The sequence below is a fragment of the Methylomonas sp. PHL2-19 genome, assembly GCF_059331595.1.
In genome coordinates this window covers 4,581,052-4,606,785 of sequence record NZ_CP196839.1, presented here as the reverse complement: position 1 = coordinate 4,606,785, position 25,734 = coordinate 4,581,052, and the positions used below count along the sequence as shown (strand labels likewise).

Genomic DNA, 25,734 nt, shown 5'->3' with positions numbered 1-25,734 from the left:
AACAGACAGCAAGATTTATCATGAAAATACAAGTAATCGATAACATCGACCAAATCCAGCCACTGATGTTGATGGCGGAAGCGGATGTTGCGTTTTATTCGGATGAGATCCAAGCTCTTAATGCTGCTGAACAGCTCCAACCCAACATCATTTTGCTGAATTTTGCGTTGCGCGGTAGCCAAACGCCCGACTATACCAACTTGTTATTGGCGGCCAGTCCGACCAGTAATATCGTGATCATCGGCGATGACTTGCATGAAGAGCAAATTCTGCACTGCGTGTTGGCCGGCGCCAAGGGCTATCAGAATAGTCAGTCGCTGGCGGCCTATATCAACAGAATGATCCACGCAGTCGCTACCGGCGAGGCTTGGTTGAGCCGTAAGATCGTTGCTTACCTTTTGGATGCCATCCACCGGAATTATTCGCTGCAAGCAAGCAGCTAAAAGTGTAAACCAGCCTCGAAATAAAAAGTTTGTCCGGCGATGGGCAAATTATAAGGATAACTGGATGTAGCCGGTTCTTTGCCGTGGCTATCGAACAGGTTCCTAGCCGATGCCGTCAGATCCAGATATCCCATCAGTTTTTTAGCATTTAAAGTTAGGTCGACCGTTTCATAATCTTTTAAAACTCGCGTATCTTCCGGGCTGCTAAGGCGGTGACCTATCCAGTTAATTTGGGTTTGAATCTGCCATTTCGGCATAAAATTCCAGGCGAGTGCGGTGTAAACATGATGCTCGGGGACATTGCTAACCCGGGTGTGTGTCGCTTCGTTGCGGGCAAATTGCCAAGCGTAGTTACCGCGTAGATTCCAATCTGCGTGAAACTTCCAATCCCATTCAAACTCGCTGCCATAGCCGTCTTGACCTGACGTGTTACGCTCGGTTAGCGTGCCGGCTCCGGAAATCGGGCCGCTAATCAAATCGCGGATCTCATAATGGTACAAATTCAACGCGGTTCTCAGATTTTTCGTTGGACGATAATCGAATGCCAGCTCGGTAGTTGAGATGGTTTCCGGGCTCAAAGACGGGTTGCCAAGGAAAAGCGGACTGTTTTGCTGATATTGTTCTACGAAGCTTGGCGCTCTGTAAGCTTGTCCATAGAGCAATTTAGCAGTCAATTCAGAATTGATGTTCCAGACCAACGCAGCGCGGGGGTTCAATGTGCCGCCAAAGTCGGAATAGTGGTCAAAGCGCAAACCGGTGGTCAGGTGCCAGTCCTTGGCAAATTGCCATTCGTCTTGTATCGCCGCGGACCAGATGTCGCGATGATGGTCGTCAATGAATGTGAGAGGGGTTCCAGTTAAGTCTTGTAAACCGCCAGCAACATTGATGGCGGGAAATGCCGATAGCCCGGACCCGTTAATAACACCTACGCCGTAATTGCGCGCTTCCTGGGTGTTCATCTCCTCATACCGGAAGCCGGCGATCATGCGGATTAAATGATCGGAAAAGCCTTTGTAAATACTGGTTAACTCAAAACTGGGTACAGTATTTTTAAAACCGGCGACAAAGCGCAGCCCCTCCGGAAATAGCACCAAGCCTCGGGTCGCCGCCAGTTGATCGGTGACGTTGCTGTCCGCGCCAATCGGTAAAATTGAGCCGGCCGGAAATCCGTAAATATTGGCGGATACATCGCTATGTAAAAAGCTGGCGTGTGCTTGTAGTTCCCAGTTCTCCAGATCATCCTCAGTGGAATAACGCACATCCGCCAAGTAATTGCTGCCATTGCCCTTGCCCTTGTTATCCAGCGCGCCATAAGCGCCGGAACGAAACCCGTAGTCGCTTTCGTTAAAAGCCCAAAATCCCAAGTCCCAATGTTTGCGCTGTAAACTCAGATGACTGTTCCAGCGTTCGTTTTGGGTTTGCATGGGGCCGGGAGCGAGGGATATATTCGTTCCCAACGCTTGGTCGACTTGGGTTTGCGCGTCGGCAGCGATGATTCGCTCGGGATCGACCCCGTTATGGCTATATTGCAGGCTACCCGCTACATCCCAGCCTTGCCATTTACCGCCGTATTGGCCCCAAGCGCTTTTAGTATCGGCATTGCCGCCGCGTGCGCCGACCGTGACGCCATCAATATCCGCGGCCTTTTTGGTGACAATATTAATCACCCCCGCGAAGGCGTCGGCACCGTAAAGCGCGGAGCCCGGCCCGCGAATCACCTCGACACGTTGAATATTTTCGACGGGAATAATCATTCCCGCCATATGCGTACCCTGATAGGGCACGGAGAAACGTGTGCCGTTGAGCATGAGCAAGACTTCGGCATTGGTTTCATTGCGCATGCCGCGCATCGTGTAACTATAGTCGTTAGTCACCGGTTGGATCGTAACATGCATGCCAGGTACGGTTTCCAGCACCTCGTGCAGATCGGTAGCGCCCATCGTGGCAATTTGCTCAGCGGTGATAACGGTGGTCACTGCTGCCGATTGCGATACCGATTTGGCGGTACCCGAGGCAATACTCACTGAAATATTAGCTAATTCCGCTGGCGATAAATCCAGAAAATCGTTGACGGTTTGGTCGGCATAGGCCTGCTGACCGATGAGGCTGAGGACTAGAGAGTGTTTGAAAAGCCGTTTCTTCACTGTTTTCAGCATAGGATTTCTCATAATTCCCGCAGTGGTGCCGGTTTGGCAATGCCGTAGCCTTGTGCGTAATTCACTCCCAAGGTTTGTAGTAGATCGAAAATACTCTGGTTTTCCACAAATTCGGCGATGGTTTTTTTGCCCATTACATGGGCGACCTCATTGATCGCTTTAACCATAGTCAAATCCACCCGATCATCCAGTATGTCTTTTACAAACAGCCCGTCTATCTTTAAATAATCGACCGGTAGGTTCTTTAGGTAAGCGAAAGACGATAGGCCACTGCCAAAATCATCCAGGGAGAACGAGCAGCCTTTTTGGCGCAGCGAATCGATAAATTGCCGGGCATAGGAAAGATTGCTAATGGCGGCCGTTTCGGTGATTTCGAAACAAATCTTGTGGGTGGGTATCTGCCATTTGCGGAATTGCTCGTCGATAAAGCCCAGCATGGCTTGGTCCGACAGCGACAAACCGGACAGATTGACCGAACACATTTCCAGACGGTCCAGAAAGCCTGGCGTCGTTGCCAAGTGCTCGAACAATCGGGAGATCACCCAACGATCTAAAGGCGAAGCCATATTGTAGCGTTCCGCAGCAGGTAGAAAGGCGCCGGGCGGAATCACCTTATCTTGATCGTCTCGGTAGCGGATTAAGGTCTCGAAATGCAGACCACCACGATTAGCGGCTATGGGTACGATCAATTGACCGAACAACTGGAAGCGGTCTCGCTCGATTCCCAGGCGGATTTTTTCCACCCATTGCATTTCGCCTTGGCGCAGCGTGAGTTCTTCATCGTCCGGGCTGAATATATGCACTCGGTTGCGGCCTTTTTCCTTGGCGGCATAACAGGCGGCATCGGCTTCTTTCAATACATCAACAGCATTGCCGCAAGCGCGATTGATGGGGGCGATACCAATGCTTACGCCGATATTGAAACTGCGATTTTCCCAGGCAAATTGGAAGTCGCATACCGCATTACGTAACTTTTCTCCGGTGATGATGGCTTGTTCCAGAGAACAATACGACATCAGGATGCCAAACTCGTCGCCGCCCAGTCTAGCCAATATGTCCATTCTGCGTACTTGTTGACGCAGTACTTCGCCGAGTTGCCGTAGTAGCTCGTCGCCCGCCAGATGGCCGCAGGTATCGTTGACGATTTTGAATTGATCTAGATCCAAATAACACAAAACGTGATGGCTGTCGTTGGCTTGCGCCTCCAACACCAAGTTTTGAATATGGATGTCGAATTGGCGGCGGTTGACTAGGCCGGTCAATTCGTCGTGGCTGGCCTGATAAGCGATTTTTTCCGAGAGGCGTCGGGTTTCGGTAATGTCTTCGCAAACCAGCAACAGGTGCGAACGATTGTTTTCGTCTTTCACCAGACGCGCGGTTTCCCTGGCCCAGATGATGTTGCCGTTGCGGCAGATGATGCGGCTTTCCAGCTTATGTACTTGTTCGGGATGATTACGGCAGATTTGGAAGAACTGGTTGCAGTTGCCTATATCTTCGGGATGGGCGAAGTTGAAAATAGAGCAGCCTTGCAGTTCTTCAACGCTCAAACCCAGCTGGCGGGCGCCGAAGCGGTTTACCGAGATGATTTGCCCTTGCATATCCAGGTTAAACACCATGGTCGGGTTGTTGTCGTACAAGGCCTGGAAGTTATTTTTGACACTAATCAAGGCTTTGTTTTGAATCTCCACGGTATCCAGCATACCGTTGAACGCATCGACCAAAATGCCCATTTCATCATTGCTGTGCTTGGCTGCGCGCAAGGAATAGTCGTGTTCCTGGCTGACTTTCTGCGCGGTTTTAGCCAGTTGTGCGATGGGTTTCGCCACCCGGTTTAATAAGGGGGCAGTCAGCAAAAAGGTAATCGATAACGCCACAAACAATACAATCAGCACCACACCGATAAATTGCAGTTCTCGCCAGAAGGCCGCACTGAGGTCCGACGACAGAAAGATTCCGCCGACAATTTCGTCGTCCAGGCGCATGGGCTGATAAACATAAAGGTTGAGTTTATCGAAATAATTACGCAAGCCATGCGATACGATCGGGCAGGTGGCGGATTGCTTGTCCAGCGAGGTGAATAACTGACCTCTTTTGGTGTAGACGCAAGCGCTGCGCAAATCGGGGAGATTATTCAAGGACACCAAGTTTTCCTTGGCCAAATTGGCGTCGTCGAACATCACTGCGGCCACACTTCGGTTGGCGATCAGGCTGGCTACGGCTATTAAATCGCTTTGGGCCTTGCGCTTTACTTCGGTGACGTTCACCGTTACCAAAATCACCAAGGCCAACAGCATGGAAAATAGGCTGGAGGTGATGGCGATGCTGAACAATTTGCCTTTGATGGATAGCCGCGAGAAGAATCTACTCATGCTCACCCCCCTCCACCAGCGTGGCAACTTCGATGAGTTTGGCGCTGACGTTAAAACCGCTTTGCTTCAATGCTTTGAGGTTGAGGTGCAGTTTGACTTTGCCGTCGTCGAGTGCAAAGCCGATCATGCCGCCGGATTCGGCAAAAAACGGCTCACTACTGACCGTCAGTGATTTTTTCAGCGATCCGACCAGTAATACACCGGGTAAAGCAAGGTCCGCCCGCTGTTCGGGATTGTCGAAATAGACGATGTCGCAATCTTTCGCCTGTTTGGGCGTATCGAATTTGAACAAGCGAATGGGTTTTTCCTGAACGGTCTTGCTCTCCAGCGGGCTCAGCAGACTGCCGAAAGGGTCGTGGCCGATGATACAGATATTAAAGGTGGGGCTGGCTTTTTCCGGCCAAGTGATGAATTTGGTGAAGTTATAGAGATAGGCAGCCTTGACCTTATATTCCAGGTTCAGTTCGTCTGCCGACGACGGTTGACTGACAACGCAACATAGGATTACCCACTTTACGAGCTCAAAAGCGCGCCGCAACAACAATGCGTCATCAGTGGAAAAGACGGAAACCAAGGTTATTCCCTACCGGATAAAATCATCAGGCAAGGATAGTTGAAAAATTATCGGTTGCTGAAAAATCCCCGCAAGGCCCGAATCATATAGGCATGGTCGAGTACGCCGGCACTCTCGCGAATGCTGTGCATGGCCCACATAGGGGAGCCGACATCGACACTGCGGATGCCTAATTTCGCCGACGCTATCGGGCCTATCGTACTGCCGCAAGGTAGGTCGCCGTGATGTGCGTATTTTTGATAAGGCACGCCGGCTTGCTGGCAAATGCGGATGAAAGTAGCCTCTGAAATGCATTCGGAGGCATAACGATGGTTAACATTTACCTTGATGACCGGCCCGTGGTTGACGATAACTTTGTGGCCGGGTTCGTAGGCGCCGGGAAAGTTGGGTTGATAGGCATGCGCCATATCCGCGCTAACCATAAAACTATTAGCTAGCGAACGCCGGTAGTCGTCCGGGGTACTGCCTACCGCATTGGCGATACGCTCAAGCACATCCGGCAGGAAACTGCCGGCCGCGCCTTTGCAGCTTTCGCTGCCTATTTCCTCGTGATCGAAAAACGCACAGACCAACGTGCTGTCGGTATCTAGTGTCGGCGCATCCAGCAAAGCGGTCAGTCCTGCATGGCAAGACGCCAAATTATCCAATTGGCTATCGGCATAAAACAGTTGCCCGTCACCCCACAGATTGCCTTTCTGGGTGTCGTAGGTATTGAGCTCCCAACTTAAAATTCGCTCGGCGGCAATGTTGCCGGCTTGTTCCAGCAATTGCCGAAACCGGTCGGCAGGTAATTGTTGCTCGACACTGGCCGAGAAAATGAGTGGCAACTCACTTTGTTTTTTTAGCTTCAGGCCGTCTTCGTTGACGCCGCGGTTCATATGAATCGCCAGATTCGGCAGACGCAGCAACGGTTCTTCAAATCGCAGTAGCCGGCTGGCGATGTTGCCGTTTTTATCCAGGTAGGCAATACGGCCTGCCAGACTCAGATCACGGTCAGTAAACGTAGCGAGAATTGGCCCGCCGTATACTTCCACGGCCAGCCGCAACAATTTGTCCGAGTCGATCAGCGGCTGCGGTTTGACGCGCAGCCCCGGCGAATCGGTATGGGCGCCGAGTATTTTGAAGCCGGTTTCTGCCAAGGCTTGTTTGCCGATGACGAATGCGGCGATGGAAGAATCGTCTCTGATCACATAATAGCGACCACCGCTAACCAATGACCATGTGTTGCTTTCTTGGATGCGTTGGAACTGATGCGCCTGCAAGCGTTCTTCTATGCTGGCAACCGCATGCCAAGGGCTGGGGCTGGCGTCGATGAAGTCCAGCAAATCTTGCACTTGTTGCTGAGCGGAGATCATGATTTTTCCAGTGTCAGCGCCACGGAATTAATGCAATAGCGCAGGCCTGTTGGTTGCGGTCCGTCTTCGAATACGTGACCAAGGTGAGCGCCACAGGACTGGCAGGTCACTTCAGTCCGCCGCATGCCGTGGCTGTTATCGGGGTGCTGATCCAGGCTTTCCGAGCTCAGCGGATTCCAAAAACTGGGCCAGCCGCAGCCGGAATGGAATTTATGTTCAGAAGTAAACAGGGCGTGACCGCAGCAGACACAGCGGTACACGCCGGCTTCGTCGCAATCGGTATATTTGCCGGTAAAGGGCGGCTCGGTACCTTTTTCCCGGCAGACATGATATTGCTCGGGAGTTAGCTTCTCGCGCCAGGCTTGTTCAGTATCGTGTTTCTCGGTCATGGTAGTGTTCCGCATGCTGTAATTAGTGGGCATTGTACCCAGTCTACCTCGGCATCAAAAGCAATCAAAAGCTGGGAATATTTCAGTTCATTGCATCAGGAGGTCCTAATGTTCTTGAGCCGTAAGGTTTTGAAGCATATAACACCACTATAAAAATAATTAATACGCAGAGTGTGTTCATCTAAACAGCAGCGAGGAGAAGGTCATGGCAAGAATTGTAGTGTTGGGTGCGGGGATCGGCGGCGTGCCGATGGCTTACGAAATGAAGGAAACAGTGGGGAATGCGCATGAAGTCGTGGTGATTTCCGATTCGCCGACTTTCCACTTTGTGCCGTCCAATCCCTGGGTGCCGCCGAAATGGCGCAAACCGGAGGATTTGAAAATCGAGCTGGCGCCGGTGATGGCGAAAAAAGGCATCAACTTCATTCAAAAGGCCGCGACCAAAGTCGATCCGGCCAACAACAAAATTGATCTGGCGGATGGCTCTTCGGTTGAATACGACTATTTGATTATCGCCACTGGTCCACGCCTGGCCTTCGATGAAGTACCGGGTTTGGGGCCGCACGGTGGGCATACCTCATCGGTCTGCCATGTCGATCATGCTGCATTGGCTGCCGAGGATTGGGACAAATTTATGGCCGATCCCGGTCCAATTGTGGTTGGCGCGGTGCAAGGAGCGTCCTGTTTCGGCCCGGCTTACGAATATCTGATGATTCTGGAAACCGAACTGCGTAAACGCAAAATCCGCGACAAAGTGCCGATGACTTTTGTCACCTCCGAGCCATATATCGGCCACCTGGGCCTCGGCGGGGTCGGCGACACCAAAGGCTTGCTGGAAAGCGCGCTGCGCGACAAGACCATCAAATGGATTACCAACGCCAAAGTGGATCGCATCGAAGCCGGCATGATGTACGTCACCGAAGTGGATGAAGACGGTAACGACAAGAAAAAATATGAAGTGCCGTTCAAGCATTCGATGATGCTGCCGGCGTTTACCGGCGTAGATGCGGTGCGCCATTGCGGCGCGGAAGGTTTGACCAATCCCCGCGGTTTCGTGATTGTCGATCAATATCAACGTAATCCCACCTACAAAAACATTTACTCGGTCGGGGTCTGCATCGCCTTGCCGCCGGTGGAGAAAACCCCAGTGCCGACCGGTACCCCTAAAACCGGTTACATGATCGAATCCATGGTGACGGCTACCGCCCACAACATCCGCGACGAACTGGCCGGCAAACAGCCGTCGGACATGCCGAGTTTAAGCGCTTTGTGTCTCGCGGACTTGGGCGACACCGGCGTGGCGTTCTTGGCCGTGCCGCAAATCCCGCCCCGAAATACCACTTGGTCCAACCATGGCAAATGGGTGCATCTGGCCAAAATCGGTTTTGAGAAATACTTCATGCGCAAGATTAAAAACGGCATCAGCGAACCATTTTATGAACGCATGATATTGAAATTCCTCGGCGTGGTGCGTTTGAAATAGCAGGCTATATGTCTATTTATCGTCTGGTAATGGCGTTTGCCGGCTCGTTCGTTCTGATCAGTCTGGCGCTGGCGCACTGGCATTCGCCGAATGGGCTGTGGTTTACCGCGTTTGTGGGGGCTAATTTAGTGCAAGTGTCGTTCGGCGGTTTTTGTCCGCTGGCGATTATTCTGAAAAAGCTTGGGGTTAAATCGGGTTGCGCGTTTTGATGGATTAAGTCAAAGTGCCGGATCGTTGCCAGACGGCGATTCGGCTGTTTTCTGTTCGGCCTAATCAAGCTTAGTTCTCGCACAGGGCATAGCGGTCTACTTTAAATAGGCCGCCACTGTTCTCGACTCCCAACCCCCTTCCGGCAATTCGCCGGGTGGATTGACCAGCCAATCCCAACAGGCCAATTGATCGGCATTTTGAAGATAGTCACTCAAAACGGGCCGGTAATCCGTTCGATCAAGGAAGCCGGCGCGGCCATGGCGTTGATCCGCAATTTCCGTGATCAGACAAACCGGCGTTTGCCAGCTATCCAACCCATTTAGATGGGCTAGCATCACGGCCCGACCGAAAGCTTCCAATTGTCGTGGCTCGGCGGCGGTATTTGCCAACCAGTCCAGCGGAAGCAGAGGCAATTGTGTCAGGCAATTGACCGACGCGACCCAACGCGGTTTAACCGCTAACTCGGGCGCTATAGGATTCCGCACCAACGCTGCTGGCGGGATTTGCCGATGCTGAGCCAGCCAGTTCACGATGCCGGTGGCGTCATGCGGACGACAAAACACTCGGTTTGGCCAACATTTGGTAAGGCGTCGGCTTGGGTAACTAAAGGCGATGTCCAACAACACTAACTGATCGAAATGCTGCAATAACTCGGCGATGGGTAGATCGTGTGCGCTGCCACCGCCGATAATCAGGGCGGCGCCACCCGTATCGCCTAGCAATTGTGCGGCACTCAGCAAAGCCTGCTGAGTGGCTTGGATATGCGGTCGCCAAGCCTGGCGACAGCGGCGGTGCCTGACTTGCAACGCAGCCATTTCCCGAGCGTAACCCAATAAGCGCGCTTGGCGGCTGGCGGTGCGCACGCCCAAATAATGCCAAAACTCTTCCAGCATTAGCTGTGTTGCGTTACGGGTAGTTTAACGGTTTGCGCAGCCACTATTCGTCCAAGCGATGCCCGCAATACTTGCAATGCGCTGCGTCGAAATCGTGGCTGGCGGCGCCGCAATTTCGGCAAGCGCGGTTATCCAGATTTTGGTTTTTGCGGGTGTTGAGCAATTCGGCGCTATAGATGCCGGTCGGCACGGCGATAATGCCGTAGCCCATGATCATAATGGTAGAAGCGATCATCTGCCCGAACGGTGTTTTCGGCGCGATGTCACCATACCCGACCGTGGTGATGGTGACAATGGCCCAGTACACGGCTTTGGGAATACTGGTAAAGCCAGCGGTCGGACCTTCGACGACATACATCAAGGTGCCGAACACCACGACCAGGGTCAGCACCGCGTATAAGAACACGGTGATTTTTCGTACGCTATTAACCAAAGCCACCACCAGAATGTCGGCTTCTTCCAGATATTCGGAAAGTTTTAGCACCCGGAAAATCCGTAATAGCCGCAAAATCCGCAAAGTCAGCATGTATTCCGCGCCGGGTAGCAGCAAACCCAGATAAGCCGGCAGTATCGACAACAAATCAACAATCCCGAAAAAGCTGCGGGCATACAGCCAAGGGCGACGTACGCATATCAAACGCAGCGCGTATTCCAACGTAAACAAACCGGTAAACAGCCATTCCGCCCAGAACAGCGCCGTCGCGTAACGTTGTTGAAAATCGGCCACGCTGTCCAGCATCACTACCACGATGCTCAGCAAAATCGCCACGATCAAGGCGATATCGAAGCGCCGCCCGGCGGCGGTTTCCGAACCAAACACAATTTGGTTCAGCGCCTCGCGCCACGCGGAAAGTGTCGTGCCTTGATTGTAGCGGTGCTGGCGTTTGGGCTTAGCGGTCATGGTTCTCGATGGTGAACGGTAGGGGAGTGCTGCTTGGCGGGCAAAGTATAAATCCGGTCCCGGCGGTCGGGCTAACTCAGACAATATTTTGTTTGGCGCCAGCGGTCGATTGTCGGGTTTGCTACAAATGAGCTTGGCTCAAAGCATAGAAAATTCAAGCGTTTATAAGTTGGCACAACCGTTGCAAAAGCATTATTAAAAACGTGAGGTTGTGTTATGAAATCGACCAAAGATATTGCGGAACTGCTGGACGAACCGGCTTGCGAGCATAACAAGAAGGAAAAGTCCGGCTGCGCCAAACCCAAACCCGGTTCGGCGGCGGGCGGTTGTGCCTTCGATGGTGCACAGATTGCACTATTACCGATCGCCGACGTCGCCCATATTGTTCACGGTCCTATCGCCTGTGCCGGCAGCTCCTGGGACAACCGCGGTACCCGTTCTTCCGGTTCGGAACTCTACCGAATCGGTATGACTACCGATCTGACCGAGCAAGACGTGGTGATGGGGCGTAGCGAAAAACGCCTGTTTCATGCGATTAAACAAGCCATCGAAACCTACAATCCGCCGGCGGTGTTTATCTACAACACTTGCGTACCGGCTCTGGTGGGCGACGATATCAATGCCACCTGCAAATCCGCCGCCGAACGCTGGGGCGTGCCGGTCGTACCTATTGATTGCGCCGGCTTCTACGGCACCAAAAACCTGGGTAACCGCATCGCCGGCGACGCAATGGTCAATCACGTGATCGGCACCCGCGATCCTGATCCGTTGCCGCCCGGCACCGAGCGCCCCGGTATCAAGGTACATGACGTGAATCTGGTGGGCGAATACAACATCGCCGGCGAGTTTTGGCACGTGCTACCGCTGCTGGACGAAATGGGCTTGCGGGTATTGTGTACCTTGTCCGGCGACGCGCGTTTCCGGGAAGTGCAAACCATGCATAAAGCCGAAGTCAACATGATGGTGTGCTCTAAGGCCATGGTCAACGTCGCTCGCAAGTTGCAACAAAGCTACGGCACGCCCTGGTTCGAAGGCAGCTTTTACGGCATCACCGATACCAGCCAAGCCTTGCGCGATTTCGCCCGAGTCATCAACGATCCTGATTTAATTGAACGTACCGAAGCCATCATTGCCCGCGAGGAAAACCGTATCCGCGAAGCGCTAGCGCCCTGGCGAGAACGGCTAAAAGGCAAACGGGTATTGTTGTTTACCGGCGGCGTGAAAAGCTGGTCGGTGATCTCGGCACTGCAGGATTTGGGTATGGTGGTGGTGGCCACCGGTACCAAGAAATCTACCGAAGAAGACAAAGCGCGGATTCGCGAACTGATGGGCGAAGACACGCTGATGATCGAAGACGGCAGCCCGAAAGCCTTGTTAAAAGTCGTTGCCGACTACAAAGCCGACATTCTGATCGCCGGCGGCCGGAACATGTACACCGCTTTGAAAGCGCGCATTCCATTCTTGGACATCAATCAAGAGCGCGAGTTCGGTTACGAAGGTTATCAAGGCATGCTGGAACTGGTCCGGCAATTGGCTTTGACTTTGGAAAGCCCGGTTTGGGAAGCTGTGCGGGCGACACCGCCCTGGCGCACCGGAGGCCTGAAAAAATCGGCCACTATCGAGGCGCCAGCAGAGCCTTTAGCGGCTCAGGCGGCATAGCATGGCCGACATCGTCAAACGCAATAAAGCCCTGTCGGTCAATCCGCTAAAGGCCAGTCAACCTACCGGCGGTTCCTTGGCCTGCCTGGGTTTTGACCGGGCGATTCCGATGCTGCACGGCTCGCAAGGTTGCACGGCGTTTGCCAAGGTGTTTTTCGTGCGGCATTTCCGAGAGCCGATTCCGCTGCAAACCACTGCCATGGATCAAGCCAGCTCCGTGTTGGGTGCCGACGAAAATGTCATCGAAGGCATCAAAGCGATTGCCGAAAAATCCAACCCGGCTCTGATTGCGGTACTGACCACCGGTTTGGCGGAAACTCAAGGCTGTGACGTGCACCGTAATGTCCGCGAGTTTCGCGACCGTTATCCGGAATATGCCCACGTGGCGGTGGTCGCGGTGAACACGCCCGATTTCACCGGTTGTGTGGAAACCGGCTATGCGACGACGATTTACGAAATTATCAAAGCTCTGGTGCCGGACGCGGAAACCGCAGGGACCAAGCCGGGCAATCGTCAGCGCCAGGTCAATTGTCTGGTCAGCCCCATGTTGACGCCCGGCGATCTGGAAGCTTTGCGCGATTTGATCGAACAATTCAATTTACGCCCGGTGCTGGTGCCGGACTTGTCCGATTCGCTGGACGGCAGCTTGACAGACGACGATTTTTCGCCAGTCACCATCGGCGGTACGCCAGTTTCGGAGTTGGCGACTTTGGGTGAAGCTAAAGCAAGCTTAATTATCGGCGCCTCTCTGCGTAAATCCGGCGAACTGTTGCAGGAAAAAACCGGTGTCCCCAGTTTCTATTTTGACCATCTTTATGGCTTGCAGGCTAACGACGCTTTGATCACGACGCTGGCCGACATCAGCGAAATGCCGGTGCCGCAAAAGATCGAACGGCAGCGCGCGCAATTGCAAGACGCCATGCTCGATACTCACTTCATGCTCGGCCAACTGCGGGTGGCTATCGCTGCTGATCCAGATCAACTCAACGCCTTGATTCATCTGGTACAAGGCATGGGTGCGGAAGTGGTGACCGCGATTTGTGCCGGAAATACACCAGTGCTGGCGACGGCACCGGTGGACAGCATCAAGATCGGCGACCTGGAAGATTTGGAAGTTATGGCTAAAGAACGCAAGGCGCAATTGCTGATCGGTAACTCGCACGCTGTGGCTAGTGCCGAACGGCTGGGCATACCGATTCTGCGTATCGGTTTTCCGTTGTACGACATCATCGGCGGTTATCAGAAAACCTGGATAGGCTATCGCGGCACTCGGCAAACCTTGTTTGATTTAGCCAATTTGGTGATCAACTTTGCCCACGAGGAGATCGAGCCTTACTACTCGCCGTATGCGCAAAAACCCGAATCCGAACGTCAAGCGTGCTCGCCGTCATGTCATTAGCCCGCCGCATGCACGTTTTGCATACCCACGAACAGAGGATGCCTATAGAAACCGCTATTAAAGTCGCATTTGCCACTACCGACATGGTGCATGTGGATCAGCATTTTGGCTCAGCCAAATCGTTTGCTGTCTACGCAGTGGATCCGGAGCAGTCCGAATTCATGGAAGCCGCGCAATTTGGTGAACTCGCACAGGATGGTAACGAAGACAAGTTGTCGGTGAAGATTCAGTTGCTGGAAGGCTGCGCGGCCGTGTATTGCCTGGCCATTGGTGCCTCGGCAGTGAAACAAATCGTCGCGCAAGGCATTCAGCCGGTCAAAGTCCACGAAGGCAGCACCGTCAAGGATCTGATCGCGGATTTGCAAGCCGAAATGAAAGCTGGGCCATCCAGCTGGTTGGCCAAAGCCATCAACCTACACAAAGGCCCCAATCCGGAGCGGTTTAACGCGATGGAAGAGGAGGGGTGGGAGGAGTAGTTTTTTAGTGCCAGCAAGTTGTGTCGCTGGCGCGACGGCTGTTTTGTATGTCGGTTCGCGGACCGACAACCGCGATACTTTTCTTTGCTTGTCCAAAGAAAAGTATCCAAAAGAAACGACACCCGAAATGCCGCTTTGGCCCTGCGCGCCGAAGCGTTTATCGAGGGTCGGCAGAAGGGGCTTCCCAGCCCCTCCGCCGACGTTCGGCATCCTTGCCGCACCCCTTCGGGCAATTCTCGATAAACGCTTCGGTGCTCGGCGCGGCATACGGGGTTTAGCGCCTAGCGCGATTAAAAGTATTCAAATTGATTAAACACTAAATTAGGAGAACCACCATGGCCCAACCCGCATTAGTCGTCGAAGCTGGCGACCCCTATATGACCTCGGAAATCGTCGTCGAAATGGTCAAACAACTGCGCGCTCTCGATACCTACGATACCTATGAGGGCTGGTCGGAGGAAAAGATTATTGATCCCTTGGTAATGACCAAAGAACGCAAGCGCGAGATACCGATTATCGGCGACCCGGATGAAATTACCTTGGCGCGCGTCAAAGCCTATTACAACTCCATTGCGTCGTTGATCGAAAAGAAAGGCGGCTTGATGGCCGTGCCGGTGATCAACATCACCCACGAAGGTTTCGGCCGGGCTTTGGTATTGGTCGGTAAATTGATCGTGGTGGATAAAGTCTTGCGCGATGTGCACCGTTTCGGTTTCCCCAGCCTGGAAGATTTGGCGGCCAAAACCGATGCAACCATTGAGAAAGCGCTGGGTTTGATCACAACCTATAGAGAAGTAGCCGAAGCTTGAGGTGTGCGATGAGCGACGAAGAACTGAAAGTATTGGAAAAAGACGTGAAGAAAGCCAAGCGTATTGCTAGCGAGGCGGCCTCGGTATTGCACGATTTGATCGAAGACAGATTGCCGGATGCCTATGGTGAGCTGATGGGTATTGCGCAAGCCACTTACGACGCCTGCAAAGCCTGGGATGATGCCAACAAGAAGTTCTTGGCTGCCAGCAAAGAAACGGCCTAGGAGACGATCATGAGCGAATTTGTAACCGGCGTGACCTTTGGCGGCACCGTCTGGACACCGTCCTATGTTACCGACATTAATCAGCGTACTTGTATCGGGTGCGGCCGTTGTTTCAAGGTTTGTCCGCGCGACGTATTTGATTTGGTCGAAAAAGACGAAGCCTTATCAGCCGAAGATTTTGGCGACGATTACGGCGACTTTGAGGACGATGACGATAACAGCATGGTGATGAGCCTGAAAAATGCTGCCGACTGCATTGGTTGCGAGGCGTGCTCCAAGGTTTGTCCTAAGGATTGTTTTACGCATCAGCATAAGGCGGCGGCTTAGTTTGTGTCGCTGGCGCGACGGCCTTTTTAATGTCGGTTCTCGGACCGACAACCGAGTGACTTTTCTTTGCTAGGCCAAAGAAAAGTCACCAAAAGAAAGGCCACCCCGATGCCGCTTTGATCCTGCGCGCCGCAGCGTTTATCGAGGGTCGGCAGAAGGGGCTTCCCAGCCCCTCCGCCGACGCACCGCATCCCTGCGGTGCCCCTTCGGGCAATTCTCGATAAACGCTCCGGTGCTCGGCGCGGCATAGGGGGGGAACACCGTCTCTGTGTAGCTGGATTGGATTGCTGTTCTCGAATTGAAAGATTGTTTTCCAGGGGAAGGGTGTGGTCCCGTATTTCGACCCCGAGCATCGCAGTTTTTTGCGGGATTAGCCCGGAGGGGAGCGGCAGGGATGCCGCTCGTTGGCGAAGGGGCAGGAAGCCCCTTTCGCCAACCCCCGTAAAAAAACGAGAAGCACAGGATCAGGGCGAAATCCGGGTGTCTTTTCTTTTGGATACTTTTCTTTGGACAAGCAAAGAAAAGTATCCCGCTTGTCGGTGCGGGAACCGACATTAAATACTTCGTCGCGATAGCGACACCTCTAAAGCGAACTAAATAAGGATACTCATTATGCCTCGTCCCGATAAACACGTATTCGTCTGCACTCAAGCCCGTCCGCAAGGCCATCCGCGCGGCTCCTGTACCGCCAGTGGTTGTGCCGAGGTGATGAACGAGTTCATGAATCAAATTCAGGCTCGCAACCTGTTCGAGAAAATCGGCCTGACCAACACCGGTTGCATGGGCCCTTGCATGCTGGGACCCAGCGTGTTGGTCTATCCGGAAGGTGTGATGTACGGCAAAGTTACCAAAGATGATGTCAAAACCATCATCGATCAGCATCTGTTGGGTGGCGAGCCGGTCGCCGCGTTGGTTGCGCCCGCCGAGGTCTGGTAATCCATGAGTCAGCTCGGCTTTTTTGAAGAACGGGTGTTATTCAGTCCGGATGTGCCGGAAGAGGTGAATAAACTGTTGCAGATGGCGGTAGCGGCCAGTCATGCGGACAAGCCCTTGGCGGAAAAGTATTTCAGACAGGCGCAAGCCTTGGATGCTACTTGTCTGCAAACTTATTTTGCTTTGTATAAATTCTATTTTTATCAAGGCCGTCTGCTGGAAGCCGAGCTTGAAGTGATGGCGGCACTAAACGAAGCGGCTCGGCAGGGCGGTTTTCCAGCCGACTATCGGCAACTGGGCCGGGAATTGGCGCAGTGGGATATGTACGCCAGCGAAGTCGCGCTGTTTTATCTCTACAGTTTAAAAGCGCTAGCCTTTATCAAACTGCGGCGGCAATTGGATGCGGAAGCCCAGTCCATACTGGTGTTGATGCGCGCGCTTGATCCGGAAGACCGTTCCGGCGCCTCGGTGATTATGGATTTGGCCGACGCCGTGCTGGAGGATGCCGCATGACCAGCGAACGGGTTGCCGAGCAGGTCTCGGCGCGGCGGGCTTTCGGCGAGACAGTCTGTCAACGCATTATAGAAAATATCGTCAAGTTGGGCTTTCCGTTACAAACCGAACTCAGTTTGCCGAAATTCGATAGTGCCGAGTTCAGTTTAGTCACCGACCCGTTTACCCAAACCCAGGATCTGGTGGGTTATTGGTACAATGCCGGTAAGCAGCGCATCGGTCAGATTAAATTTCATGGCGACGGCAGTTTTTATGCCGAATACGATGTTGTGCAGCCGCACCCGACCAAAAAACAATGGTTCGTCGAGGCCATTAATGCTTGGGGCCAGCAAGACAACATCAAAACCGAAGCAAAATTGCTAGACATCCCGCAATAAGGGGGGGCAATGGCTAACCCAAAACGTTTGTACGAACTGCTGCTGGACTATTGCAGTAGCGATGCCGTGGTGGACAATCTGATGATCGGTTTGGTCTGGACTGTGTGCCAAAGTCAGGGCCGGGCCACTGCCGGCTTGGCGATGAGTCCGGGGCAGAACACGCGCACCTTGCCGTGGTCGGGCACCTTGGTGGGCAAACCGGTGACGGATTTGGCCGCCTGGATTACCGAATGGGAACCGTATAAAGCCACGGTTGCCATGGCAGCTATCAACAGTTGCATCAACGCTCGGCCTTTACCGGATTCGCTGGTGTTGGACAGTCACGACGAACACGCCAATCTGGCGGTGTTCGAACATTTCTTGCCGCAGCTGAATGGCAAAAACGTGGTGGTGATCGGTCGTTATCCGGGCATCGAACGCTATCAAGACAAAATGCATTTAACCATTTTGGAGCGACAACCGTCTGCCGCCGATCTGCCGGATTCCGCGTGCGAGTTTTTATTGCCGCAAGCCGACTGGGTGTTTTTGACCGCCAGCAGTATTCCGAATAAAACCTTTCCGCGCTTGGTGGAGCTATCCTGTCATGCCAAAACCGTGTTGATGGGCCCCACCGTACCGTGGCTGCCGCAGTTGCATGAGTTTGGTATCGATTATCTGGCCGGGGTGGAAATTGTCGATCAAGCGGCCTTGTATCACACCGCCGCGCAGGGCGGCGGCGTGCGGATCTTTAATAACGGCTTACGCTACCGCGTGGCGGAACTGGCCCCGCAAAGCAGTATCAGCTGGTTGAAGCAGCAAATCGCCGATTGTTTTAACGAAAGAACCCAACTGACCGAAGCGATGGAGCAATGGTATCGCGACGGCAATAAGGCGCGCTTCCCGCATTACTCATTGTTGAACCAAATCAACAGCCGGCTGTCGCGCTTGGATAGCAGCTTTAAATCGCTGTGGGACAATTGTGCGCCTGGCTAAGCAATGAACAACGCAGTGCCGGAGGCGTTCGATAGCCACCGATTGTTATTGATGTACAAAGGCGATATTAGCGCCTTGACCTTGTTTGCCCAGCAGGCCGGCGGCAGCGTGTGCTTTCCGCAATCCTTGCCGCCGCTGTCGGTCGCTTTTGATGAAGATGCGACGGTAAACGACGGAAAAATCACCGTGCACCCGGCAACGCTGGTTAATGCCATCAATCGTCTGCTGGGGTTTGATAACGATTTACTCTATGCCGAAGCGGGTTTTAAAGAGCATGTCGATACCCCAAAAGGTACCGTCACCGTATACATGGCGCGTTTCAAACTGCTGGATCCGCCGCACCGCTTGATGCAGTCCTTGGGTTGCCACATGCGCACCTTGCCGGAGTTGCGCGGTCGGCCGCCAGCTGAAATGGAGTTGTTGCGTCGGGCTTACACCAAAATGATGGAGGGCTAACATGTTCGATATGATGGATTTTGGCATGGGCGAATTTACGGGCGATGACGGCTCGGGGTCGCCTGCGCCCAACGGTCCGTATATCCCGGAAGCCAGCGAATGTATGCGCTGCGGCATGTGTGTCAGCAGCTGCCCGACTTTTCGTTTGTTCGAAGTTGACGCCGAAACGCCCCGGCAACGTATCCGCACCATCAGCAAAATCTTGGTGGAGGATGTACCCATCAGCGCTGAAGAGCGCGCCCATTTGGATAATTGCCTGCAATGCCGCGCTTGCGAAACTGCCTGTCCCAGCCGGATGAGTTACGGCGCCTTGTTCGATCAAGCCCGAGCGAAATTGCAGAAAGCGGCGGTCCGCCCTTGGTTAGCCAAGTTGGCGATGTACTTTATTGAACACAAACGCCGGCGGCGGATGTTATTACCCTTGCTGTCTTTGTATTTACGTTCCGGCCTGCGAAAACCCCTGAGAGCCAGCGGCTTGCTGCGCAAATTAAAATTAGATACCGCCGAAAGTTTGCTGAACGAGCCGGCCTTGGGCAGTTTGGCCGGGATTTATCCGGTCGGCAGGCGGCAGCGGCAGCGCGGGCGGGTGGCCTTGTTTACCGGCTGTCTGGCCGAGCATTTCGACCGCGCCACCCAACGGGCCGCGATCAAATTGCTCAATGCCATAGGCTATGAAGTGGTGGTGCCGGAAGGCCAGGGCTGCTGCGGCGCCATTCATCAGCACAACGGCTGTTCCGCGCAAGCCTTGAAAGAGAAAAATATCGAAGCGTTTTACCAATTGGAAGTGGACGCGGTGATCTACGTGGCCAGTGGCTGCGGCGCGATGTTGAGCGAGTACGAAGGCGATAATAGCGAAACTGCCGGTTGGTTTGCCAAGCGCCTGCAGGACATCAACGAATTTTTATTGGAACATTGGTCGAAGAACTTGGAGCCTGCCGCGTCCAATATGAATGTGGCGGTGCACGAGCCGTGCAGCCAGCGTAATGTGTTGAAAAACGGCCGTGCCGTTCACGATCTGCTGCGGAAAATCCCCGGTTTGAACATCGAAGCCTTGCCGGACAATCAACTCTGTTGCGGTGCCGGCGGCAGTTACATGCTCAGCCACCCGGAAAACGCCCAGCAACTGCGCAACGCCAAGCGCCAGGCCATCGAAGGCTCCGGTGCGGATGTGGTGGTTAGCAGTAATTTCAGCTGCGCGTTTTACCTGAATGCCGAACGCGCCGAGACCGCGCGCAAGCTAGTGCATCCGATACGCTTGTTGGCGGACAGGGTGTAGGTTTACCACTTCATACCTTGGCTTCATAGCCAATCTTGGCACCGTAGAGTAGCCAAGCGCTTAGCCGAGACTACTCAGGTTGCAGTTTGCTAGGCGGGCTGGATCACTGGTAAAGTGGTTGCGCTACCTCTTCAGCGCTCCCTATGACCTGTTTCGATGACCCAAGATGACCGGTAACTATCGATTCCACTTGTACGCGGTGGTTTTGGTCAGCCTTTTTCAGACGTTAGAGGCCTCCGCCGATGTCCTGATTCAGGGCATAGACGGTGAGTTATTAAGGAATGTTGAAATCAGCTTGTCTTTGCGTGAACAGGACTGCAAGGCGCCTGATTGGAAAGTCAATAGTCTGTTCCTCAAGGCCGATCAGGAGATCGACGATGCGTTACGCGCGTTAGGTCACTACCACGTCAGCCTAGAAAAAAATCTGGATATTAAACCCGACTGTTGGCAAGCGCGCTTTGTCATTAAACCTGGCGAGCCGATGCGCGTGACTGCGATTGACCTGCAATTTCTCGGTGAAGCAGTCGATGATCCGGCATTCGCAAGCTTACGGGAAAAGTTATCCGCCAAAGTAGGCAGCCCGCTGCATCACGGGCATTATGAAGCCTTAAAAAAACAAATCGAGGCATTGGCCTTAGAGCGTGGTTACTTGCAAGGGCGCTTTGCCACGAGTCAATTGCGCGTCGATCCTTCTCAAGATCGGGCCGATATTGTGCTGCATTACGATGCGGGACCGCGTCTTTATTTTGGCGAAGTCAAGATTGACAAGGCTGTTCTTGATCCCGCGTTTGTTGCCAAGTTGGTCAAGGTCAAAACCGGCGAGCATTACGATAGTCATAAGCTAGCCGATACGCACAATGCGCTGTCCAACAGCGGCTATTTCAAATCGGTGGATATTCATCCGGATTTAGCCGGCATAGCCGATAGGCAGGTACCCGTCATGCTGAGTCTGTATCCGAACAAGCGCCATCATTACGGGATGGGTTTGGGCTACGACACCGATAAGGGTCCTTTGGTCAGTGGGACCTATCTCAATCGTCTAATCAATCCGCAGGGCCATTATTTCAACGCCGAACTGGATCTATCGCCGGTCTTGGCTACAGCCGGTGCTGAATACACCGTACCGCTGGATGATCCGTTCAACGACTCCTTGAGCTTTGGTGCGGGTGTGAAACGCGAAGACACGACCAGTTATACCTCGTGGGCAGGGAAATTATCGGCGCGCTTGAAGCACGCATTCACCAGTGGCTGGAAGCAGACATTGTTTATCGACTACAGTTACGAGAAGTATACGGCGGCGAATACGACCGACACGACGCTATTGCTGTTACCCGGCGGCAGTTGGTTGCGTTCGGTATCGGACAATCCGCTTCGACCGACACGCGGTTATCGGTTGGAGTTCTCAGTGGATGGCAGCTACAAAAGCCCGCTGTCCAATATCAGTATGCTGCAAGGGTCAGTGGCGGGCGTGTGGATGCACCCCGTTGGCGACGTGGGACGCATTGTGCTGCGTGGCGAGCAAGGCGCCACGTTGGTGGATAATTTCGACAAGCTACCCACTACTTATCGTTATTTTGCCGGCGGTATGAACAGCATACGTGGTTACAGTTACAAAGAACTGGGACCTAAGGACGCTACGGGCGCGGTGGTGGGCGGGCGCTTTTTGAGTGTGGTCAGCGTTGAATATGAACATTCGGTACTCGACAATTGGGGGGCGGCCGCCTTTATCGATGCCGGCAATGCCTATAATTTGGACGGCATTCAAGTGAAGACAGGCGTGGGATTAGGGGTGCGTTGGTACTCGCCGATTGGTTTGGTACGCCTGGATTTTGCGGTGCCCCTGCAACCCGCCGACTCCTCGTTTCAAATCCATTTTGCCGCAGGGACACGTTTGTGAGCCTGTGGCGCTGGTCGATGAGGTGTCTGCGGGGGCTACTCCTGGTACTGCCGTTGCCGTTGCTGCTGTTGGCGGTCGTGCTGGCTATGGCCAACAGCCAGTCGGGAAGTCGCTGGCTGATTCAGCAAGTACTGCCGACCGAGGCCAGCATTACCGACATCGACGGCACCCTGCTGCATCGTTTGCAGTTGGCAGGGGTGCAGTATCATGCCGATGGCACCCAGCTCAAACTCCGCTACCTCTCGCTGGCTTGGTCCCCGCTCGATTTACTGAAAGGCGCGCTGCAGATCGATGAAATCGCCATCCAGGGTCTGGAATTGACCCTGGAATCGGACACTCAGCAGGCGGATGCCAGCAGCCATTTTGACCCGGAAGCCTCGCTACCCGTGCCGCTGGCGCTGCGCTTGGATCGTTTGACGGTTAACGATGCTACATTCATCCAGTCCGGGCAACGTCACGATCTCCCAAATCTCACTTTGTCTGCCAACACCGAAGGCGGCCGCTTGCATTTAACCCATATGGTCGCTGAGGCTGCGGACTATCAGCTTGATCTAAATGGATGGTTGGGCTTAGGTGGCGGCTATCCACTGGCGCTGAACGCGAAGTGTCAGTTGCGTTCGGCCGAATATGGCGACTGGCAGACAGCCAGCAAATTCAGCGGCGATCTGAAGCGCTTGATACTGGACATCAGTGCCTCAGGCCCGTTCGCTGCAACCTTGCACGGCCAGATTGATGAGCTGTTACAAACCCCGGGTTTTGCATTGCAAGGCGATTGGGTCGATGCGCGCTGGCCCTTGGTCGGCAATCTTCCGCAATTGACAAGTCCGCAGGGTTCGCTGACGGTGCAGGGTAGTGCCTCAGCCTTTCAGGCCAAGCTGACCGCCGATGTGCGGCGAGCCGAGTTGCCGGATGCTCACGTGGATCTGGCAATGGAGGGCACGCCGACGTCTGCCAAACTCCAGCGATTCCTGGTGGCATCCAAGGCGGGCAGCTTGGCTGTCGACGGTACGATTGCCTGGCAGGACGCTGTCCAATTTGCTTTGCATGCGCAAGCCAGAGATTTTAACCCGGCGGTATTGCTGCCGGATTTGCCGGGGCGCTTGTCGCTTGATGGGGATGTCGAGGGACGTTTGAACACGGGCGCACCGCAGCTTAAGGCGCAACTGCATAGGCTGGATGGGCAATTGCTCGGCCAGCCGTTGAGCGGTGGGGGAAAATTTGCGCTGGACGGGCAGGTCGTGGCGGTCGATCAGTTACAACTGTCATCAGGTAGCAATCGGTTACACGCTGATGGTCGTTTGGGTCCGGCTGAATCCGCGCTTCGCTTTGATTTGCATACGCCGGCTTTAGCCGGTTTGTGGCCCGGTCTGCGTGGTAAAGCGCATGTTAACGGTCTTCTGCGCGGTGATTGGCATTTGCCGGATATTGAGTTGACGGCGCAGGCGGCGGGGCTTGGCTATGCGCAACAGCAAGTCGGCGCATTTGATCTGACCTTGGATTTTCAGCCAAACGCCCATAGCCGGCTACAAATGCATGCCCAACATGTGCTTAGCGGTCACGACACCATCGACAGCGTGGCGATAGCTGCCAGCGGTACTACAGCAAAACACAGCGTTAGCCTGGATGTCCGGGCGCCGCAGGGGCAATTGGCGCTGGCGCTGGCCGGCCGCCGGCAAGCGCCGCGCTGGCAAGGGGCGTTGCAGGCTTTATCCTTGCAAGTCCCTCAACTAGGTGCCTGGGAATTGCGGCAAGCGGCCGCCTTGACGATAGACCAGCGGCCTGCCGGTGCCGATGTGCGCTTGGCCGATACCTGTCTGACGCAAGCGAATGCGTTAATCTGTTTGCAGGGCGATTATCTGGCAAATGGCGATCTGAGCGGTCAGGGGCGGGTCAGCGACTATCCGTTGGATTTGCTAAGCGCTTATCTGCCGGCGCATTGGCAACTTTTTGGCAGCTTGGCCGCGACTGCCGAGGTTCGCAAACGCGGGAGCGGTTTGCAGGGTGATTATCGATTGGCGCTGGCAGAAGCCGGCGTGTCGCTGCCGGTCGGCCGGAATGGGTTGGTGGTGCCGTTTCGCAAGGCCATTCTGTTCGGCAATCTCGCTGGCGAGCGCTTGACTGCCGATCTTGATTTGGCGACTGACGGTAGCGACTTTATCCGCGCTCAGTTGCAACTGGATCAAGGTGCCGGACAGGGCTTGGCCGGAAACCTGGCGGCAAAAATCAACGATCTTGGTTTGTTTCAGGGGCTGGTGCCTAATATGTCCGGGCTTAAGGGGCGATTCGGCGCCGATCTAAAACTGGGGGGCTCGTTGCCTCAGCCAGTTGCACAGGGGCGTCTGAGTTTGGAGGATGGTCGCTTACAAATTGATGAGCTGGGTATTGTTTTGTCCGATATTCAGCTGCATGCCGATGCTGTGAATGATGATCAGCCGCTTCAAGTACACGGCAGCCTTCGTTCCGGCGGCGGTCGGCTTGCCATTGATGGTTTGTTGGGCCTGGATGGCACTGCCGATCTTGATGTGCTGGGTAATGACTTTGAGGTAGCTAAGTTGCCAGAAGCCGAAGTGACCATCGCGCCGCATCTTAAGCTGGGCCGCTCGGCCCGTGGTGATGCCAAAGTGACCGGGGCGTTGGGAATTGACAAAGCCATGGTTAAAATCAAAGAACTGCCGGCCAGCGCGGTGGCGGTCAGTCGCGATGAGGTGATCGTCGGCAAAACGGACTCGGATCAGGCTATCGAAGCGCCACCGGGTATCGACGCTGACGTGGCGATTCAGTTGGGGCAGCAAGCCAGTTTTTCCGGGCTTGGCTTGGATACAAAACTGACCGGGCAACTGCAATTTCTGAAACTTGATAGACGTCTTGCCTTGCATGGTGCCATCGATATGGCTGACGGCCGTTACCGAAGTTACGGACAAGATCTGAAGTTGCGTAAGGGCCGGTTTTTATTCAACGGCCCGATTGATCGCCCGTGGCTGGACGTCGAAGCCTATCGGGTTTCCAAGGATCAGAAGGTGACGGCCGTGTTGCAGGTGAGCGGTTCGGCCACTGCGCCGCAGACCAAGATTTATACCGAGCCCAGCCTGCCCGAGTCCGATGCGCTGGCGTATTTGATTACCGGGGCTTCGCTGAACCAAGCCGGTAAGGATGAAGGCAATATGATCGCGAGCGCCGCTTTATCCTATGGCGCAGGGCGGCTGTCGTGGCTGACCGAGAAACTGGGTATAGACGAGTTTGAAGTGCAGCAAGGCAAGTCGTTTGCCGATACGCTGGTCACTGCAGGACAGTATCTGACGGCTAATACCTATGTGGGCACCAAACTAGGCCTGTTCAGTAAGCAGGCACTGCTGGTTTTGAAATACAAACTCACCGATAGCATCAATCTGGAAACCCAAACCGGCACATCGCAGCGTGTCAAAGTCAATTATGAGTTTGACACGGATTAAAGCCCGCTACCCAAATGGCCATCATTCATGGTCTAAAAAACGCTCTCATCCAAAGTTAAGCCTTTCCTAATACATTCTTAATTAAACCCTCAGGTTTTCTCTCATCTTGGCTCGGTAATCTAATACTCAAGCGAATAGGGGTTATCAACCCGTTCGCATTAGGTTGGGTTTCCAGGGACGGTGACCCTTAGTCA

24 protein-coding genes are annotated in these 25,734 nt (G+C 54.0%); 17 read left to right on the top strand and 7 right to left on the bottom strand.

The window, feature by feature from the left end; all coding sequences use genetic code 11:
* Positions 1 to 20 precede the first annotated feature (20 nt).
* The gene (locus ACR02O_RS21190; protein WP_205453398.1) at positions 21 to 443 is read left to right on the top strand and encodes a transcriptional regulator; all 423 of its coding nucleotides are present in this window, start codon (positions 21 to 23) and stop codon (positions 441 to 443) included.
* Here ACR02O_RS21190 and ACR02O_RS21185 read toward each other — a convergent pair.
* Genes ACR02O_RS21185 through msrB form a run of 5 tightly spaced genes read right to left on the bottom strand, consistent with a single transcriptional unit; the run spans position 440 to position 7,286 of the window.
* Positions 440 to 2,599 carry a TonB-dependent receptor plug domain-containing protein gene (locus ACR02O_RS21185; protein WP_458138244.1) on the bottom strand — a complete coding sequence of 720 codons (2,160 nt, stop codon included), beginning with the start codon at positions 2,597 to 2,599 and terminating at the stop codon, positions 440 to 442. The two genes, ACR02O_RS21190 and ACR02O_RS21185, sit on opposite strands and share 4 nt — an antisense overlap.
* 8 nt (positions 2,600 to 2,607) lie before the next feature.
* Positions 2,608 to 4,968 (bottom strand): EAL domain-containing protein, encoded by a 2,361-nt coding sequence (locus ACR02O_RS21180; RefSeq protein ID WP_101051785.1) that lies wholly within the window; start codon positions 4,966 to 4,968, stop codon positions 2,608 to 2,610.
* Positions 4,961 to 5,542 (bottom strand): YfiR family protein, encoded by a 582-nt coding sequence (locus ACR02O_RS21175; protein ID WP_458138243.1) that lies wholly within the window; start codon positions 5,540 to 5,542, stop codon positions 4,961 to 4,963. The genes ACR02O_RS21180 and ACR02O_RS21175 overlap by 8 nt, the downstream gene beginning before the upstream one ends.
* 47 nt (positions 5,543 to 5,589) lie before the next feature.
* Positions 5,590 to 6,897, bottom strand: coding sequence for a M18 family aminopeptidase (locus tag ACR02O_RS21170; RefSeq protein WP_458138242.1), 1,308 nt, complete (start codon positions 6,895 to 6,897; stop codon positions 5,590 to 5,592).
* On the bottom strand, positions 6,894 to 7,286 hold the full coding sequence (gene msrB, locus ACR02O_RS21165) for a peptide-methionine (R)-S-oxide reductase MsrB (protein ID WP_171696461.1): 393 nt from the start codon (positions 7,284 to 7,286) through the stop codon (positions 6,894 to 6,896). Before msrB ends, ACR02O_RS21170 begins: the two co-directional genes overlap by 4 nt.
* A 205-nt stretch (positions 7,287 to 7,491) precedes the next feature.
* Between msrB and ACR02O_RS21160 the strand changes: the two genes are divergently transcribed.
* Positions 7,492 to 8,769, top strand: a complete 1,278-nt coding sequence (locus tag ACR02O_RS21160; RefSeq protein ID WP_458138241.1) for an NAD(P)/FAD-dependent oxidoreductase — start codon at positions 7,492 to 7,494, stop codon at positions 8,767 to 8,769.
* An 8-nt stretch (positions 8,770 to 8,777) separates the two neighbouring features.
* The gene (locus tag ACR02O_RS21155; protein WP_458138240.1) at positions 8,778 to 8,978 is read left to right on the top strand and encodes a YgaP family membrane protein; all 201 of its coding nucleotides are present in this window, start codon (positions 8,778 to 8,780) and stop codon (positions 8,976 to 8,978) included.
* A 96-nt stretch (positions 8,979 to 9,074) separates the two neighbouring features.
* Here ACR02O_RS21155 and ACR02O_RS21150 read toward each other — a convergent pair whose 3' ends face one another.
* Positions 9,075 to 9,872, bottom strand: a complete 798-nt coding sequence (locus ACR02O_RS21150; protein ID WP_458138239.1) for a hypothetical protein — start codon at positions 9,870 to 9,872, stop codon at positions 9,075 to 9,077.
* Positions 9,873 to 9,915: 43 nt separating this feature from the next.
* Positions 9,916 to 10,773 carry an ion transporter gene (locus ACR02O_RS21145; protein ID WP_205453405.1) on the bottom strand — a complete coding sequence of 286 codons (858 nt, stop codon included), beginning with the start codon at positions 10,771 to 10,773 and terminating at the stop codon, positions 9,916 to 9,918.
* A gap of 216 nt (positions 10,774 to 10,989) precedes the next feature.
* On the opposite strand from ACR02O_RS21145, the gene nifE reads away from it, so the two are divergent.
* The 14 genes from nifE to ACR02O_RS21075 all read left to right on the top strand — a co-directional run bounded on the left by nifE (position 10,990) and on the right by ACR02O_RS21075 (position 25,540).
* Positions 10,990 to 12,432, top strand: coding sequence for a nitrogenase iron-molybdenum cofactor biosynthesis protein NifE (nifE, locus tag ACR02O_RS21140; RefSeq protein ID WP_033157159.1), 1,443 nt, complete (start codon positions 10,990 to 10,992; stop codon positions 12,430 to 12,432).
* A gap of 1 nt (position 12,433) precedes the next feature.
* On the top strand, positions 12,434 to 13,831 hold the full coding sequence (nifN, locus tag ACR02O_RS21135; protein WP_494522361.1) for a nitrogenase iron-molybdenum cofactor biosynthesis protein NifN: 1,398 nt from the start codon (positions 12,434 to 12,436) through the stop codon (positions 13,829 to 13,831).
* Positions 13,822 to 14,307 carry a nitrogen fixation protein NifX gene (nifX, locus tag ACR02O_RS21130; RefSeq protein ID WP_494522360.1) on the top strand — a complete coding sequence of 162 codons (486 nt, stop codon included), beginning with the start codon at positions 13,822 to 13,824 and terminating at the stop codon, positions 14,305 to 14,307. The genes nifN and nifX overlap by 10 nt, the downstream gene beginning before the upstream one ends.
* A 335-nt stretch (positions 14,308 to 14,642) precedes the next feature.
* Positions 14,643 to 15,116, top strand: a complete 474-nt coding sequence (locus ACR02O_RS21125; RefSeq protein WP_205453406.1) for a NifX-associated nitrogen fixation protein — start codon at positions 14,643 to 14,645, stop codon at positions 15,114 to 15,116.
* An 8-nt stretch (positions 15,117 to 15,124) separates the two neighbouring features.
* Complete coding sequence (locus ACR02O_RS21120; RefSeq protein ID WP_020484884.1) at positions 15,125 to 15,340, top strand: CCE_0567 family metalloprotein; 216 nt, start codon at positions 15,125 to 15,127, stop codon at positions 15,338 to 15,340.
* A 9-nt stretch (positions 15,341 to 15,349) separates the two neighbouring features.
* On the top strand, positions 15,350 to 15,667 hold the full coding sequence (fdxB, locus tag ACR02O_RS21115; protein ID WP_171696455.1) for a ferredoxin III, nif-specific: 318 nt from the start codon (positions 15,350 to 15,352) through the stop codon (positions 15,665 to 15,667).
* A gap of 612 nt (positions 15,668 to 16,279) precedes the next feature.
* Positions 16,280 to 16,603, top strand: a complete 324-nt coding sequence (locus ACR02O_RS21110; RefSeq protein WP_020484886.1) for a (2Fe-2S) ferredoxin domain-containing protein — start codon at positions 16,280 to 16,282, stop codon at positions 16,601 to 16,603.
* A gap of 3 nt (positions 16,604 to 16,606) precedes the next feature.
* Positions 16,607 to 17,113, top strand: coding sequence for a hypothetical protein (locus ACR02O_RS21105; protein WP_205453407.1), 507 nt, complete (start codon positions 16,607 to 16,609; stop codon positions 17,111 to 17,113).
* The gene (locus ACR02O_RS21100; protein ID WP_205453408.1) at positions 17,110 to 17,490 is read left to right on the top strand and encodes a hypothetical protein; all 381 of its coding nucleotides are present in this window, start codon (positions 17,110 to 17,112) and stop codon (positions 17,488 to 17,490) included. The genes ACR02O_RS21105 and ACR02O_RS21100 overlap by 4 nt, the downstream gene beginning before the upstream one ends.
* A gap of 9 nt (positions 17,491 to 17,499) precedes the next feature.
* Positions 17,500 to 18,462 carry a Rossmann-like domain-containing protein gene (locus tag ACR02O_RS21095; RefSeq protein ID WP_458138237.1) on the top strand — a complete coding sequence of 321 codons (963 nt, stop codon included), beginning with the start codon at positions 17,500 to 17,502 and terminating at the stop codon, positions 18,460 to 18,462.
* Between the two features lie 3 nt (positions 18,463 to 18,465).
* Positions 18,466 to 18,918, top strand: coding sequence for a hypothetical protein (locus tag ACR02O_RS21090; RefSeq protein ID WP_445366921.1), 453 nt, complete (start codon positions 18,466 to 18,468; stop codon positions 18,916 to 18,918).
* 1 nt (position 18,919) lies between these two features.
* Entirely contained in the window at positions 18,920 to 20,194 is a 1,275-nt protein-coding gene (locus ACR02O_RS21085) for a (Fe-S)-binding protein (protein WP_458138236.1), read from the top strand.
* A 166-nt stretch (positions 20,195 to 20,360) separates the two neighbouring features.
* Entirely contained in the window at positions 20,361 to 22,091 is a 1,731-nt protein-coding gene (locus ACR02O_RS21080) for an autotransporter assembly complex protein TamA (RefSeq protein ID WP_458138235.1), read from the top strand.
* On the top strand, positions 22,088 to 25,540 hold the full coding sequence (locus ACR02O_RS21075; protein ID WP_458138234.1) for a translocation/assembly module TamB domain-containing protein: 3,453 nt from the start codon (positions 22,088 to 22,090) through the stop codon (positions 25,538 to 25,540). Before ACR02O_RS21080 ends, ACR02O_RS21075 begins: the two co-directional genes overlap by 4 nt.
* Positions 25,541 to 25,734: the final 194 nt, after the last annotated feature.